General features: G+C 75.1%; 15 protein-coding genes. 7 read left to right on the forward strand and 8 right to left on the reverse strand.

Features of this window, described 5'->3' with window-relative positions; all coding sequences use genetic code 11:
* Positions 1 to 16: 16 nt before the first annotated feature.
* From BKA05_RS05365 to cobC, 5 genes are read left to right on the forward strand one after another with little or no spacing between them, the layout of a single operon-like run.
* Positions 17 to 2,077 carry a VWA domain-containing protein gene (locus tag BKA05_RS05365; protein WP_179530504.1) on the forward strand — a complete coding sequence of 687 codons (2,061 nt, stop codon included), beginning with the start codon at positions 17 to 19 and terminating at the stop codon, positions 2,075 to 2,077.
* Positions 2,074 to 2,766 (forward strand): 5,6-dimethylbenzimidazole synthase, encoded by a 693-nt coding sequence (bluB, locus tag BKA05_RS05370; protein WP_179530505.1) that lies wholly within the window; start codon positions 2,074 to 2,076, stop codon positions 2,764 to 2,766. The genes BKA05_RS05365 and bluB overlap by 4 nt, the downstream gene beginning before the upstream one ends.
* Complete coding sequence (gene cobO, locus BKA05_RS05375) at positions 2,766 to 3,380, forward strand: cob(I)yrinic acid a,c-diamide adenosyltransferase (RefSeq protein WP_179530506.1); 615 nt, start codon at positions 2,766 to 2,768, stop codon at positions 3,378 to 3,380. Before bluB ends, cobO begins: the two co-directional genes overlap by 1 nt.
* Positions 3,377 to 4,744, forward strand: coding sequence for a cobyrinic acid a,c-diamide synthase CobB (locus BKA05_RS19550; RefSeq protein WP_343045530.1), 1,368 nt, complete (start codon positions 3,377 to 3,379; stop codon positions 4,742 to 4,744). The genes cobO and BKA05_RS19550 overlap by 4 nt, the downstream gene beginning before the upstream one ends.
* A complete protein-coding gene (cobC, locus tag BKA05_RS19555) occupies positions 4,737 to 5,834 on the forward strand; it encodes an Rv2231c family histidinol phosphate aminotransferase CobC (RefSeq protein ID WP_343045531.1) in 1,098 nt (365 codons plus the stop codon). The genes BKA05_RS19550 and cobC overlap by 8 nt, the downstream gene beginning before the upstream one ends.
* On the opposite strand, the gene BKA05_RS05385 is transcribed toward cobC, so the two are convergent.
* The 3 genes from BKA05_RS05385 to BKA05_RS05395 form a co-directional block, all read right to left on the reverse strand.
* Positions 5,761 to 5,940, reverse strand: coding sequence for a hypothetical protein (locus BKA05_RS05385; RefSeq protein WP_179530507.1), 180 nt, complete (start codon positions 5,938 to 5,940; stop codon positions 5,761 to 5,763). The two genes, cobC and BKA05_RS05385, sit on opposite strands and share 74 nt — an antisense overlap.
* A 101-nt stretch (positions 5,941 to 6,041) precedes the next feature.
* On the reverse strand, positions 6,042 to 7,601 hold the full coding sequence (locus tag BKA05_RS05390; protein ID WP_179530508.1) for an MXAN_6640 family putative metalloprotease: 1,560 nt from the start codon (positions 7,599 to 7,601) through the stop codon (positions 6,042 to 6,044).
* A gap of 63 nt (positions 7,602 to 7,664) precedes the next feature.
* On the reverse strand, positions 7,665 to 8,087 hold the full coding sequence (locus BKA05_RS05395) for an FAD synthase family protein (protein WP_179530509.1): 423 nt from the start codon (positions 8,085 to 8,087) through the stop codon (positions 7,665 to 7,667).
* Positions 8,088 to 8,128: 41 nt separating this feature from the next.
* Between BKA05_RS05395 and BKA05_RS05400 the strand changes: the two genes are divergently transcribed.
* The gene (locus BKA05_RS05400) at positions 8,129 to 9,391 is read left to right on the forward strand and encodes a DUF445 domain-containing protein (protein ID WP_179530510.1); all 1,263 of its coding nucleotides are present in this window, start codon (positions 8,129 to 8,131) and stop codon (positions 9,389 to 9,391) included.
* A gap of 115 nt (positions 9,392 to 9,506) precedes the next feature.
* Here the strand turns inward: BKA05_RS05400 and BKA05_RS05405 are convergent, their stop codons facing one another.
* The 3 genes from BKA05_RS05405 to BKA05_RS05415 are packed head-to-tail and all read right to left on the reverse strand — an operon-like array spanning position 9,507 to position 11,339.
* Positions 9,507 to 9,791 carry an RNA-binding S4 domain-containing protein gene (locus BKA05_RS05405; RefSeq protein WP_179530511.1) on the reverse strand — a complete coding sequence of 95 codons (285 nt, stop codon included), beginning with the start codon at positions 9,789 to 9,791 and terminating at the stop codon, positions 9,507 to 9,509.
* On the reverse strand, positions 9,788 to 10,957 hold the full coding sequence (locus BKA05_RS05410) for an alpha-hydroxy-acid oxidizing protein (protein WP_179530512.1): 1,170 nt from the start codon (positions 10,955 to 10,957) through the stop codon (positions 9,788 to 9,790). Before BKA05_RS05410 ends, BKA05_RS05405 begins: the two co-directional genes overlap by 4 nt.
* A 13-nt stretch (positions 10,958 to 10,970) precedes the next feature.
* Positions 10,971 to 11,339, reverse strand: coding sequence for an FKBP-type peptidyl-prolyl cis-trans isomerase (locus BKA05_RS05415; RefSeq protein WP_179530513.1), 369 nt, complete (start codon positions 11,337 to 11,339; stop codon positions 10,971 to 10,973).
* Positions 11,340 to 11,440: 101 nt separating this feature from the next.
* On the opposite strand from BKA05_RS05415, the gene lepB reads away from it, so the two are divergent.
* Positions 11,441 to 12,181, forward strand: coding sequence for a signal peptidase I (gene lepB, locus BKA05_RS05420; RefSeq protein ID WP_343045532.1), 741 nt, complete (start codon positions 11,441 to 11,443; stop codon positions 12,179 to 12,181).
* A gap of 37 nt (positions 12,182 to 12,218) precedes the next feature.
* Here the strand turns inward: lepB and BKA05_RS05425 are convergent, their stop codons facing one another.
* Together BKA05_RS05425 and BKA05_RS05430 are read right to left on the reverse strand one after the other, a co-directional pair.
* Positions 12,219 to 12,647 (reverse strand): hypothetical protein, encoded by a 429-nt coding sequence (locus tag BKA05_RS05425; protein ID WP_179530514.1) that lies wholly within the window; start codon positions 12,645 to 12,647, stop codon positions 12,219 to 12,221.
* Positions 12,644 to 13,909: an FAD-dependent oxidoreductase gene (locus BKA05_RS05430; RefSeq protein ID WP_179530515.1), complete on the reverse strand. Its 1,266-nt coding sequence runs from the start codon at positions 13,907 to 13,909 to the stop codon at positions 12,644 to 12,646. Before BKA05_RS05430 ends, BKA05_RS05425 begins: the two co-directional genes overlap by 4 nt.
* Positions 13,910 to 13,913: the final 4 nt, after the last annotated feature.

The following is a 13,913-nucleotide window of genomic DNA, read 5'->3' on the forward strand; positions in this document are numbered from 1 at the left end:
CGAGCGGGAGCCTCACGTGCCACAGCACCCCACCCTGTCCTACCCACTCTCGGCCGTGGTCGGGTCCGACGACCTGGTCCTCGCCCTGCTGCTCGCGGCGGTCGCCCCCGAGGTGGGCGGCGTCCTGGTGCGCGGGGAGAAGGGGACCGCCAAGACGACGGCGGTGCGCGGCCTGGCCGCCGTCCTCCCGCCCGTGGAGGTCATCGAGGGCGACCGCTTCTCCACGGACCCGCGTGACCCCGGGGACGTCTCCCCCGACGGCCCCTTCGCCGACGGGACCCCGGTCGTGAGCCGACCCGTCCGGCTGGTGGAGCTGCCGGTGGGTGCGGGGGAGGACCGGGTCACCGGCTCGATCCACCTCGAGCGCGCCCTGTCCGCCGGGCGCGCGGAGTACGAGCCCGGGCTGCTCGCGAGGGCGCACCGCGGCCTGCTGTACGTCGACGAGGTCAACCTCCTGCACGACCACCTCGTGGACCTGCTGCTCGACGCGGCCGCGACCGGGCGGGCCACCGTCGAGCGCGACGGGTTCTCGGTCACCCACCCGGCGCGCTTCGTCCTGGTGGGCACCATGAACCCCGAGGAGGGCGAGCTGCGCCCGCAGCTGCTCGACCGGTTCGGCCTGTCCGTGGACGTGGCCGCCCCCCGGGACCCCGCTCGACGGGTCGAGGTGGTGCGCCGCCGGCTGGCCTTCGAGGCCGACCCTGCCGGGTTCGTCGCGCGGTTCGCCGCCGCCGAGCAGCGGCTCGCCGCACGGGTCGCCGCCGCGCGGTCGGCATGCACCGACGTGCACCTGGGCGAGGAGGTGCTGCTCGCGGTCGCCGAGGTCTGCGCCGCCCTCGAGGTCGACGGGTTGCGGGCCGACATCGTCACCGCCCGCACCGCAGTCGCCCACGCCGCCTGGTGCGGCCGCACCGAGGTCACCGGCGAGGACGTCCGGGTGGCCGCACGCCTGGCGCTGCCGCACCGACGGCGCCGCGCGCCCTTCGACGACCCCGACCTCGAGGACGACCTGCTGGACCGGGCGCTGGACGACGCCCTCGGCCCGGACGACCCCGACCCCGATCCCGACCCCGACCCCGATCCCCAGCCGGACCCGGAGCCCGATCCCCGACCGGGGGGCGGCGTCACGAGCGACGGCGAGGGCGGCGACGGCGGGAGCGGCGACGGCGCGGAGGGCGAGGGGCGCGATCTCCCGGCCGGCTCGGAACCGGCCGGCGCATCCCCACCCCGGAGCTCGACCGTGGGCGCCGGCGAGACCTTCCGGGCCCGGCTGCTGCAGGCGCACGGGACGCACCGCCGCGACCGCGGCGCCACGCGCCCCGCGCCGGGGCGGCGCAGCCGCGCGGAGTCCAGCACCGGACGCGTGGTCCGCTCCGTCCCGACCGCGGACGCTCCCGCCGGCGCAGGACCGCACCTGCTGGGGACGGTGCTGGCATCGGTGCCGCATCAGCACGCCCGCGGCCGCGCGGACGGGCCGTTGCGGCTGCGGCCCGCGGACCTGCGTGCGGCGGTACGCGAGGGGCGGGAGTCCAACCTCGTCCTCTTCTGCGTCGACGCCTCCGGCTCCATGGCCGCGCGACGCCGCATGCGCGAGGTGAAGTCGGCGATCCTGAGCCTGCTGCTGGACGCCTACCAGCGGCGCGACACCGTCGGGCTGGTCACCTTCGGCGGCGACTCCGCCACGCTGGTGCTGCCGCCGACCGGGTCCGTGGACGTGGCCGCGTCCCGGCTCGAGGCGCTGCCCGCGGGCGGTCGCACGCCCCTGGCCGAGGGCCTGTCGGAGGCCGCCCGGGTCCTGGACCGCGAGGGACGCCGCGCAGGGGCGCGCCGCCCGCTGCTGGTCGTGGTGACCGACGGCCGTGCCACGTCCGGCGCCGACGCCGTCGGCCGCTCCCACCGGGCGGCGGACCGGCTGGCGGCCACCGGGGTGGACTGCGTCGTGGTCGACTGCGAGGCCGGCCCGATCCGGCTCGGGCTGGCCCGGACGCTGGCGCAACGGCTCGGTGCCGAGCACGTCCCCGTGGCCGCTGTCGACGCGGCGGCGCTGCACGGCGTGGTCCGCGGGCGCGCCGCGTGAGGGCCGACCCGGCCCCCGGGGTCGCAGAGGACGCCCGCAGGTTCTACGACCTGGTCGCCCGCCGGCGCGACGTCCGCGCGGAGTTCACCGGCGAGCCCCTGGACGAGGGGACCCTGCTGCGGGTGCTCGACGCAGCCCATCGGGCGCCGAGCGTGGGGATGAGCCAGCCCTGGGACTTCGTCGTCGTCCGCGACCGGTGCGTCCTGGAGGGGTTCGCCCAGCACGTCGCCGCCGAGCGGGCGGCGTACGCCGCTGGCCTGCGGCGCGAGGAGCGCGAGCGGTTCGCGGCGATCAAGGTCGAGGGGGTCCGGGAGAGCGGGCTGGGGGTGGTGGTGACCTACGACCCCACGCGGGGCGGCGCGCAGGTGCTCGGTCGGCGCACGGTCGACGACACCGGGCTGTTCTCGGCGGTCCTCGCGGTCCAGAACCTCTGGCTGGCCGCGACCGCCGAGGGCCTGGGCGTGGGGTGGGTGTCGTTCTACCGGGAGAAGGTGCTGGCCGGGCTCGTGGACCTGCCGGCGCACGTGCGTCCCATCGCCTGGTTGTGCCTGGGCCGGGTCAGCACCCTGCGGACCGTGCCGGACCTCGAGCGGCACGGGTGGCGCCGCCGGCGACCACTGGCCGCGGCCGTCCACCACGAGACCTACGACCACCACCGCGCCCCGCGCGAGCGACAGGAGGACCACTGATGCCCCAGGGCAGGCCGCTGACCGTCCCGGACGACGGGCTCACCACCGCCCAGCGACGGCACCTGCCGCTGCTGATGGTGCACACCGGCGACGGGAAGGGGAAGTCGACCGCCGCGTTCGGGCTGGCGCTGCGGGCGTGGAACCAGGGGTGGGACGTGGGGGTCTTCCAGTTCGTGAAGTCCGCGACCTGGCGCATCGGGGAGCAGACGGTGCTGGAGAGGCTCGGCGAGCTGCACGAGCAGACGGGCGAGGGCGGACCGGTCAGCTGGCACAAGATGGGCGCCGGCTGGTCGTGGCGCCGCAAGGCCGGCGCCGAGACCGACCACGCGGCCGACGCGGCCGAGGGCTGGGCCGAGGTCAAGCGGGCGATCGCCGAGGAGCGGCACGACCTGTACGTCCTCGACGAGTTCACCTACCCCATGGAGTGGGGCTGGGTCGACGTGGACGACGTGGTGCGGACCCTGCAGGAGCGACCCGGACGGCAGTACGTCGTGGTCACCGGTCGCCGGGCCCACCCCGACCTGGTCGCGGCGGCCGACCTGGTCACGGAGATGACCAAGGTCAAGCACCAGATGGACCGCGGGCAGAAGGGGCAGCGGGGGATCGAGTGGTGAGCGCCGGCGGGCGACGGCTGCCGCGTCTGGTGGTCGCGGCACCCTCCACCGGCCAGGGCAAGACGACGATCGCCACGGGACTGATGGCTGCGCTGCGCCGGCGCGGGCACACGGTCTCGGCCCACAAGGTGGGCCCGGACTACATCGACCCCGGCTACCACGCCCTGGCCACCGGGCGCCCCGGCCGCAACCTCGACCCGCACCTGGTCGGGGAGGAGCGCGTCGTCCCCCTGCTCCTGCACGGTGCCCGCGGCGCCGACGTCGCCCTGGCGGAGGGCGTCATGGGTCTGTTCGACGGCCGCGTCGGAGGGGCCGGCTTCGCGTCCACCGCCCACGTCGCCGCGCTCACCAGGACGCCGGTGCTGCTGGTCGTCGACTGCGCCCGCGCCTCCAGATCGGTGGGTGCGGTGGTGCACGGGATGGCGACCTACGACCCCTCGGTGCACGTGGTCGGCGTCGTCCTCAACCAGGTCGGCTCCCCGCGCCACGCCGCGGAGGTGGAGTCCTCGGTGCGGCTGCCGGTGGTGGGGCGTTTGCCGCGGGAGGCCTCGGTGGCCACCCCGTCACGACACCTCGGCCTGGTGCCCGCCGTCGAACGCGGCATGTCGGCCGAGGCCTTGGACCCGCTGGTCGACCTCGTCGAGAGGCACGTCGACCTCGAGGCCGTGCTCGACCTGGCCGCCACCGCCCCCGACCTCGACGCCGAGCCGTGGAGTCCCCCGACCAGCCCGCCGGGGGACGGGGCGCGACCGCTCGTCGCCGTCGCGGGCGGGCGCGCCTTCACCTTCCGCTACGCCGAGACCGAGGAGCTGCTGGATGCGGCCGGTTGCGACACGGTGGTCCTGGACCCGCTCCAGGACCGGTCGCTGCCCGCGGGCACGGCCGGCCTCTACCTCGGCGGCGGGTTCCCCGAGGTGCACGCCGCCGACCTCTCGCTCAACCGCAGCCTCGTCGCGGAGGTCCGCGGGGCCGTCGCCGACGGGCTCCCCACGGTGGCGGAGTGCGCGGGTCTGCTCTACCTGTGCCGCAGCCTGGACCGGGTGCCGATGGTCGGGGCGGTCCCCGCCGACGCGGCGATGACCGAGCGGCTCACGCTGCGCTACCCCGAGGCCGTCGCCGCCTCGGACTCCCTGCTGACCCGCGCCGGGGAGCGGGTCACCGGTCACGAGTTCCACCGCACCCACGTCACGCCCGTTGCCGGGGACGGCAGCCGGCCGCGTGCGGGTCTGGGACCCGCCTGGCTGGTCGACGGCGCGCCGACCGGGTTCGCCGGGCCGACGCTGCACGCGTCGTACCTGCACACCCACTGGGCCGGCCACCCTCAGCTGGCCGCGCGCTTCGCCGCCGCGGTGCACCGTGGCTGAGCACCGGGCGGCCGGGCCCACCTCGGCGCAGCTCCTCCACCACGGTGACGCCGAGGTGCGCGGCTCCGGACTCCTCGACCTGGCGGTCAACGTCCACCCCCACGGTCCGCCGGCGTTCCTCCGGGAGGCGCTCGAGGCCTCGGTCGCCGACGTCGCGGCCTACCCCGATGCCGGCCCGGCCGAGCGTGCCCTGGCGACCCACCACGGCCGGTTTCCCGAGGAGGTGCTGGCAACGGCCGGGGCGACCGAGGCGTTCACCCTCCTGGCGCGCCTGCGCCCCTGGCGGTGCCCCGTCGTGGTCCACCCGCAGTTCACCGAGCCCCACGCCGCCCTGGTGCAGGCCGGGCACGAGGTGAGGACCGTGCTGCTGAGCCCGGGGGACACGCTCGGCTCGGCGTCGGTCCCGGAGGAGGCCGACCTGGTGGTGCTGGGCAACCCGACCAACCCCACCGGCACCCTGCACCCCCGGGCGGAGGTGGCCGCCCTGGTGCGCCCGGGCCGTCTCGTGGTGGTCGACGAGGCGTTCATGGACGCACTGCCCGGGGAGCCCGAGTCGTGGGTGGGTAGGCGCCACGACGGCCTCGTGGTGGTCCGGAGCCTGACCAAGAGCTGGGCGGTGCCAGGAGTGCGTGCGGGCTACCTCGTGGGCGACCCGGTCACGGTCTCGGCCCTACGGGCGGTCCGCCCGCCGTGGACGTTCTCCGCGGCGGCGTCGGCGACCGTGCACGCGGTCACCTCCGCACGGGGGCTGCGCGAGCAGCGGCGGCGTGCGCGGGAGCTGCAGCAGTGGCGGGTCGACCTGCAGGACCTGTTGCTCTCGTGCGGTGTGCCGTTCGTGCCGTCGGTGGCGCCGTTCGTGCTGGCACGACCCGGCGTCGGTGCCCACGAGCACCTGCGCGAGCAGGGGATCGCGGTGCGCCGGTGCGACACCTTCCCCGGTCTCGGGCCGGAGTGGGTCCGGGTGGCCGCACGGCCCCGCGCCGTCCTGGCCCCCCTCGGCGACGTGCTGGCGGGCCTCAGTCCAGGGGGGTGCCCCGCAGCGAGCGCACCGCCACCAGGCCGTGACCCACGGCGGGCGCGGCGAGGATGAGCGCGGCCTGCACGAGACCCGCGGCGGCGACGGAGGCGCCGTCGACCAGCGCCGGGGTGCGACGGCGGGACAGAGCGGTCGGGACGGGCTGACCGGTGGGGGTCATCGGGCTCTCCTCAGACGTGTGGTGGGGGGATGGCAGCACGGTTCCCGAGAGACCGCGGTCTCAGTCCATCCGATCGGGTGAGGGCGAGGCGACCTGAGCGGTCAGCGCTCGTAGACCTCGGCGGTCAGGGCGAACTGCTCGTCCTGGTCGCGCGGGATGCCGAAGCAGGACCAGTCCGGGGTGTCCTTGTCGCAGCGGAACCGGGTGGAGGCGTTGGCCAGGGTGAGCGAGACCGCCTCGACCTTCTCGACGGTGAACGGCACCGTCACCGTGGCCGAGCCGTCGGCGTCGAGCTCCACCTGCTCCGAGCGCCAGTCCCCGTCGACGGTGCGGACGACCAGCCAGGCGGTCGGGGTGGTCTTGGCGCGGGGGCCGTCCACGCTCACCCGCAGGCGGTAGGGGGCACCGGCGAACCCCTCGGAGGTCAGCGTGGCGTCGGGGACGAAGACGTACGACGCCGAGGCCATGTGGTCGATGCCGACCTCGTCGCTGCGGGCTGCCGAGCGGCGCCCGAAGGTCCACCTGGCCTCGGGGGCGGCGGCGGGCCAGTGCTGACCCTCGGGGTAGCTCTGCGAGGGGGTGAGGTTGCCGGCGGCGAAGGCCGCGAACCGCTTGGCGAAGCCACCCCGGCGGGACAGCACCTTCTCGACCGCCTTGGTGGAGTAGGTCGCGCCCCGGGCGGTGTTCCAGGTCCTGCGGACGATGCCGTCCCCGTAGCGGTCGGCCAGGTGCTCCCAGAAGGGCCAGTTGCCGTAGTGGGCGAAGCCCCCGCGCTCGAAGAGGTCCAGGGAGGTGTCGGGCTCACCGACCTGGCCGAAGGCGAGGTACTGCCGGTTGTCGTTGACCCCGTCGGCGAAGCGCTCCTCGACCCAGGTGGCCGTCGACTCCATGAACCAGCGGTCCTCGTAGTAGTCATAACCGAACTGGATCGCGTGGAAGAACTCGTGGGCGGCGGTGACGGCCAGGGTCTTGCCCGGCTTGCCGCCGTACTGGTCCTTGCTGAAGTCGTTGTCGAGCACGCAGTAGCCGCCCGCACGGCGGCGGTCCTTGCGCAGCACGAAGTCGGCCGAGCAGTAGCCGTAGAGCAGGTCGTCGCCCACGTCGGCGAGGTAGACGTCGAACTTGCCGTTGCCGCCGTTGCGCGAGCGCGGGAGCGAGCCGTCGCTGAGGGGCGCGTCGTAGCCGAGCCCGTCCACCTCGCGGGCCCAGACCTTCTTCATCACCGTCAGGGTCTTGTCGACCCACGCGCTGGTGGCGCGGTCGGCGGTGCTGGTGACGTAGTGGACGCAGAAGTGACCGCGGCAGCGCTTCTTCGAGCCGGTCGAGTAGCCGGTGCCCTCGGGGTCGGCGCGACCGTCGGTGGGGCGGGCGAGCAGGGCCTGCGCGGACGCCCGGTCCTCGGCGCCCAGCCGCGGCAGCGCGGCGCGCAGGTCACGCAGCACCAGCGTGGCCTCGCGGGAGGTATGGGCGCCGGGCCCGTCGGTGGAGCGGCGGGCGGCGGGGCCCTCACCGGTCGCGCCGGTGAGCAGCGCGCGGGCCTCGGCCAGCACCTGCTGGGCGGCCGTGGGCTGCTCCTCCGCGCTCGCGCCGGTCGTCACCGGGGGCGCCAAGGTGGCGACCAGCAGTGCCGTGGAGCAGGCGAGGGCGGCCAGCAGGCGCATGGGGGGACCTTCCGGGCGTGCCGAGGGGGTGAGGGGGGGAACACCCCCGACGGTACGTCAGAGTCAGCTCGCGCCGGAGATCTTCTCGATCAGGGCGGTGGTGGAGATCGCCGGCGTGCGCGGCAGGTAGACGACCTCGCACACGTCGCGGAACTCGTCGAAGCGGCCCGCCCAGTCATCGCCCATGACCAGCACGTCGGCGCCGTGCTCGAGGATGTAGTCGCGCTTCTGCTCCAGGCTCTCCTCGAGGAAGACCGCGTCCACGGGCTTCAGCGCGCCCACGATGGCCATCCGCTCGGCCTCGCTGAAGACCGGCTCGCGGCCCTTCTTGCGCAGGTTGAGCGCATCGGCCGACACGCCGACGACGAGCCGGTCGCCGAGCTCCGAGGCGCGCTGGATGACCTTGAGGTGCCCGACGTGGAAGACGTCGAAGGTGCCGAAGGTGATGACGGTGCGCGGGCTGGGCGCGGAGGTCGGCTCGGACATGGGCGGCAGTCTGTCAGGTGCGTGCGCCAGACTCTGCAGCGATGACCACCACCGCACCGCTGCCCGCGGGAGATCCCGCCGCCGACGTACGCCGCGCCCAGGCCCTGCGCCGGATGCGCGCCGTCGCCCTGGGCCTGCTGCTGCTGGCGGCCCTGGTCTTCGTCCTCACCCACGGCCGGGACGGGTTCTGGGGCTTCGTGAACGCCGGGGCGGAGGCGTCGATGGTCGGCGCGATCGCGGACTGGTTCGCGGTGACCGCGCTGTTCCGGCACCCGTTGGGGCTCCCGATCCCGCACACCGCGCTGATCCCCCGGCGCAAGGACGAGTTGGGGCGGGGGCTGGAGGAGTTCGTGGGGGAGAACTTCCTCTCCGAGCCCGTCGTCCGCGAGCGGGTGCTGGCGGCCCGGGTCTCGGCCCGCGTCGGGGACTGGCTGGTGGACCCCGAGAACTCCCGTCGCGTCGCCGAGGAGGCCGCCGAGGTCATCGGCGTGGCACTGTCGAAGGTGCGCGACGAGCACGTGCGCAGCCTCGTGGAGGACGCGCTCGTCCCGCGGTTCCGCGAGGAGCCGATCTCCCCGCTGCTGGGCAACCTGCTCGCCGAGGCCATGCGCGACGACCTGCACCACGGACTGGTCGACCTCGCGCTCGAGGAGCTGCACGGCTGGCTGGTCGACAACCCCGACACGGTGACCGACGTGATCGGGGAGCGGGCTCCGTGGTGGGCCCCTCCGTCCATCAACGACCGGGTCACCTCACGCATCCACCTCGAGCTCGTGCGCTGGGTCGCCGACATCCGCGACCAGCCGCGCCACCGGGCGCGCGCCGCCCTGGACTCCATGCTGCGCCAGCTGGCCGAGGACCTCCAGCACGACGAGGCGACCCGCGCCCGCACCGAGGGGCTCAAGGAGCGGCTGCTCGACCGCCCCCAGGTGATCGCGACCGCGGTCTCGCTGTGGGAGGCGCTGCGCCGGGCGCTCACCGCGTCCCTCGACGACCCCGAGGGTGCCGTGCGGCTGCGGATGCGCACCGAGCTGGAGCGCTTCGCCGCCCGGCTCGTGGGGGAGCCGGCGCTGCGCGAGCGGATCGACGGGCTCGCCGCCGACGCGGTCGCCTTCGCCGTCGAGCGCTACGGCAGCGAGCTGACGCAGGTCATCACCCACACCATCGAGCGCTGGGACGGCAAGGAGGCCGCCGAGCGCATCGAGCTGCACGTCGGCCGCGACCTGCAGTTCATCCGGATCAACGGCACCATCGTCGGCGGGCTCGTCGGGGTCCTCATCCACACCGTGGTGGTGCTGCTGTAGAGCTGGGCGAGTCGGTTGTCGTGCACCTCACCGGGTCTCGACACGCCGGTCACGGCTTCGCAAGCTCAGCCGTGCGGCTTGCTCGACCACCAGCGTGACGCCGGCTCCGCCGTCGTCACCAGGGCAGGTCGTCGTACGCCGACTCGTCGGAGACCCGGGAGGCCTGACCGCCCAGCGCCACGACGTCGCCCTTGACCAGCTGGCGGCCCCGCCGCGTCTCGACCTCTCCGTTGACCAGCACCCAACCCGATGCGACGACCTCCTTGGCCTCCGAGCCGGACTCGATCAGGTTGGCCAGCTTGAGGAACTGCCCCAGCCGGATGGACTCGTCGCGGATCGCGACGTCTACGGGGTCCACGGGGTCCAGGGGGTCCACGGGGTCGACGGGGTCGGGGTTCATCGGGGGCTCCTCACGAGCAGCTCGGGGACCAGGTCGGCCGGGGTGGAGCAGCCGGCGTTGCCCATCGTCAGGTCCAGCTCGGCGAGCAGGCAGCGCAGCACGTGCTCGACGCCCTCCTGCCCACCCAGGGCCAGGCCGTAGAGGTAGGGGCGACCGAGCAGCACGGCGTCGGCGCCCAGCGCCAGGGCCTTGAGCACGTCGGGCCCCGAGCGGACGCCGGAGTCGAAGAGGACGGTGAGCTCGTCGCCGACGGCCTCGGCGATGCCGGGCAGCACGTCGAGCGAGGCGACCGCCCCGTCGACCTGGCGACCCCCGTGGTTGGAGACCACCACCCCCTGGACCCCGGCGTCGACCGCGCGGCGTGCGTCGTCGACGTGCTGGAGGCCCTTGAGGACGATCGGGCCGTCCCAGCGCTCGCGCAGCCAGGGGAGCTGCTCCCAGGACAGGCCGGGGTTGGGGAAGACACCGGCGAAGGCGAGGCCGGCGCCGGCGGGGTCCTCCTCGGCGGGCTTGTCCAGCAGCGCGTTGAAGACCGGGTCGGAGGTGTAGTTGGCGATGCCCTCGTTGGCCAGGAAGGGGAGGTACCCGCGGTCCAGGTCGCGCGGGCGCCAGCCCAGCAGCGTGGTGTCGAGGGTGAGGACGAGCGTGGTGTAGCCGGCCGCCCGTGCGCGGGCCAGGAAGCTCTCGCACAGCTCGTCGTGCGTGGGCCAGTAGAGCTGGAACCAGCGCTGGCCGTCCCCGTTGGCCGCCGCGGCCTGCTCGATCGAGTGGCCGGCCTGCGTGGAGTGGACGTAGGTCAACCCCAGGGCCGCCGCCGCCCGGGCGGTCGCGAGCTCGCCGTCGGGGTGGGCCAGGGTCTGCACACCGACCGGTCCGAGCAGGAGCGGTGCGGCCATCGGCGTACCGAGCACCTCCGTGGACAGGTCACGGGTGGCGTGGTCGCGCAGCATCCGCGGCACGATCCGCCACTGCTCGAAGGCCGCGACGTTGGCGCGGGCCGTCAAGCCGCCCCCGGCGCTGGGCACGATGTAGCCCAGCGCCTCCGGGGGCAGCACCTCGGCGGCGTGGCGCTCCAGGGAGGCCAGGTCGGTGGTCCACGCGGGGATCTGCCCGGCGAGCATGCCGGCGGCGTAGATGGAGACCTGGTGGTCGCCGAAGTGGGTCATGCGTCGCCGTCGCTCAGGAGACGCCGAGCAGGTCGACGACGAAGATCAGCGTCTCGCCGGGCTTGATGACCCCGCCGGCGCCACGGTCGCCGTAGCCCAGGTGCGGCGGGATGACGAGCTGACGGCGGCCGCCGACCTTCATGCCCTGCACGCCGGTGTCCCAGCCCTGGATGACCTGGCCGATGCCGAGGCGGAAGCGCAGCGGCTCGCCACGGTTGTAGGAGGCGTCGAACTCCTCACCGGTGGAGTGGGCCACGCCCACGTAGTGCACGGAGACGGTCTGGCCGGCGGTGGCCTCCTCGCCGTCGCCGACGCTCAGGTCGGTGATCACGAGGTCGGCGGGCGGGTCGAAGTCGGGGAAGTCGATCTCGGGCTTCTGCATGCGGGCGAGCCTAGCCGGGCCGGGTGTCGCGTCGGCGAGGCGGAGCAGGGGGCGGCGGGTATGGTTCCCCCCGGCCGGACCGGCGGCACCGAGGAGGGGACGTGTCCGAAGAGGACCAGGCGGCAGCACCTGCCCCGTCGCCGCGTCGTCGGATCCCGGTCTGGCAGGAGTCCCTCCTGCTGCTGGGGCTGGCCATCGTGCTGGCCCTGGTGGTCAAGACCTTCCTGGTCCAGGCCTTCTACATCCCCTCGGGCTCGATGGAGCCCGGGCTGGAGATCAACGACCGGATCCTGGTGCAGAAGGTGTCCTACTGGGGATCGGGCGGTCCGGAGCGGGGCGACATCGTGGTCTTCGAGGACCCCGGCGCCTGGCTCAGCGACGCTGAGTCGTCGGGGCCGACCAACCTGCTGACCGACGCGATGAGCCGCATCGGCCTCTACCCCACCGGCGGTCACCTCGTGAAGCGGGTCATCGGGGTCGCGGGCGACACCATCGAGTGCTGCGACGACGAGGGCCGGCTGCTGGTCAACGGCGAGCCGCTGGACTCCAGCGGCTTCACGCTCAACGACGACCGCTGCGACGGCCCGATGCTCTCCACCTGCCAGTGGAACGCCGGCCCGGTGCCCGACGGCATGGTCTTCGTCATGGGCGACCACCGCGACGACTCCGCGGACTCGTCCTACCGGCTGCGCTGCGGCGGCCGCAAGGGCGAGCCGTGCGACGACTCCGATGCGTTCGTCCCGGTCGAGCTCGTCGTCGGCAAGGTCTTCGCGCGGGTCTGGCCCGCCAGCCGCTTCGACATCCTCCAGCGGCCCGAGGCCTTCGAGGCGCTCGAGGACTGAGCGCCGGCCCGGTTGCCCGATTACCCGGTCCGCGCGGTCAGCTCAGGACAGTGAGGGTCGCCGCGCCTGCGCTGATCAGCGCGCCGGCGGTTCGCCACCGGTCCGCCCGCAGCAGTCGCGCGAGCAGGACCCGGCGCCGGCGCTCGCCCAGCCGCGCGGCACCCAGCCGGCCGTGCAGGGGTGCGGCCACGGCGGCCGTCGTGCCCAGCGCGAGGCCGGCGCCGGCCGCCGCCACCCACACCCCGGCCGAGCCGACGGTGACCAGGGCGGCGGCGGTGGAGACCAGCACGGCGGCGTACAACGGCACGACCAGCAGGCTGATCACCCGGCTGTGCCGGTCGTGCGCCGCGCGCCAGGACCCGTCCGGGGTCGCTGCCAGCACCGGGTAGACCAGCGCGGAGACGGTGACCTGGAAGGCCGCGTGGGCCCAGGCCGTCGCGGTGAGGGCGACCAGGGCGGTGCTCACGCCGGCACCCCGAGGTCGCGGAGCACCCCGATGGCCGCCCGGTCGCCGCTGACCAGCGCGCCCTGGATCGAGGGGGAGTCGCGGTGGTCGCCGCAGACGTGCAGCCCGGGCTCCACCCGGGTCGGGCGGCGCAGGTCGTGGGGGGGTACGGCCGCGGGCAGCGCGTGCCGCACCTCGTGGCGGGCCAGCTCCTCCCACGAGGAGGCGTCGGCGCCGAGCAGGGCGGCGGCGTGCCGCCGGACCCCGGCCTCGGCGGGCGGCGCGTGGTGGGGCGTCAGCACCACGGAGGCCTGCACCAGGGCCCTCCCCACCGGCGCGTACGACGCTGCCGCCTGTGACACCACCGCGGTGTTGGCCACGGGGCCGGTCGGCCGGCTGCGTGCGTCGACGTGCAGGCGTCCGCCCCGGGCGGGCAGCCGGTCGGGGTCGGCCGACCACCAGTGCGTGACCACGCCGCGCTGGGTCTCCGGGGCCGACCCCAGCAGGCCGGCGGCGGAGGGCTCGTCGGTCGCGACGACGACGGCGCGGGACCGCAGGTCGCCGTCGTCGTCGCGGACCACCCCGGGCTCGACCGCCCGCACGGTGCGGCCCAGCCGCACGTCGAGCCCCGTGGCGAGCTGGGCGGGCAGTGCCCGCATGCCGTCGGCCGGCAGCGAGGGCGTGCCGTCGAGGAAGGAATGCACGATGAGCCGCGCGACGCGGGCGTCGCTGGCACCCGTCCTCTCCAGCAGGACACCGGTGAGGAACGCCTCCAGGACCCGCCGCAGGTCACCGCCGGCGCGCGCGGCGTCGAGGGACTCCTGCAGCGACCCCGGGGGCGGGTCCCCGGGCCGGGCCGCGAGCCGGTCGGCCAGTCCCCGGTGCGTGGGCCGCAGGACCGGGCGCAGCCAGCGCAGCAGTCCCGGCAGCTCGGGCGCCCGCCGGAGCGCGGCCACCCCGCTGGCCAGCAGCAGCGACGGCTCGCGCCGCGGGTCGCCGAGGTCCACGGGGCCGTGGTCGGTGGCGGCCCGCACGCCGGCCGGCAGCGGGGACAGCGCGAGCGCGGGGACGTCGACCCAGCGGCGTACCGCGGGGTAGGCGGGGTTGAGCAGCTGGAAGCCGTGGTCGACGAGGTGGCCGTCGACCTCGTCGGTGCGCACCCGGCCGCCGACCCGGTCCGACCGCTCGACCACGACGACCTCCAGGCCGGCTGCGACCAGCCGGCGGGCGCAGCGCAGCCCGGCCAGCCCGGCGCCCACGACCACGACGTCGGCGTCGTCCATCGGC

Origin of the sequence: Nocardioides marinus, from assembly GCF_013408145.1 — a bacterium.
Taxonomy (GTDB): Bacteria; Actinomycetota; Actinomycetes; order Propionibacteriales; family Nocardioidaceae; genus Nocardioides; species Nocardioides marinus.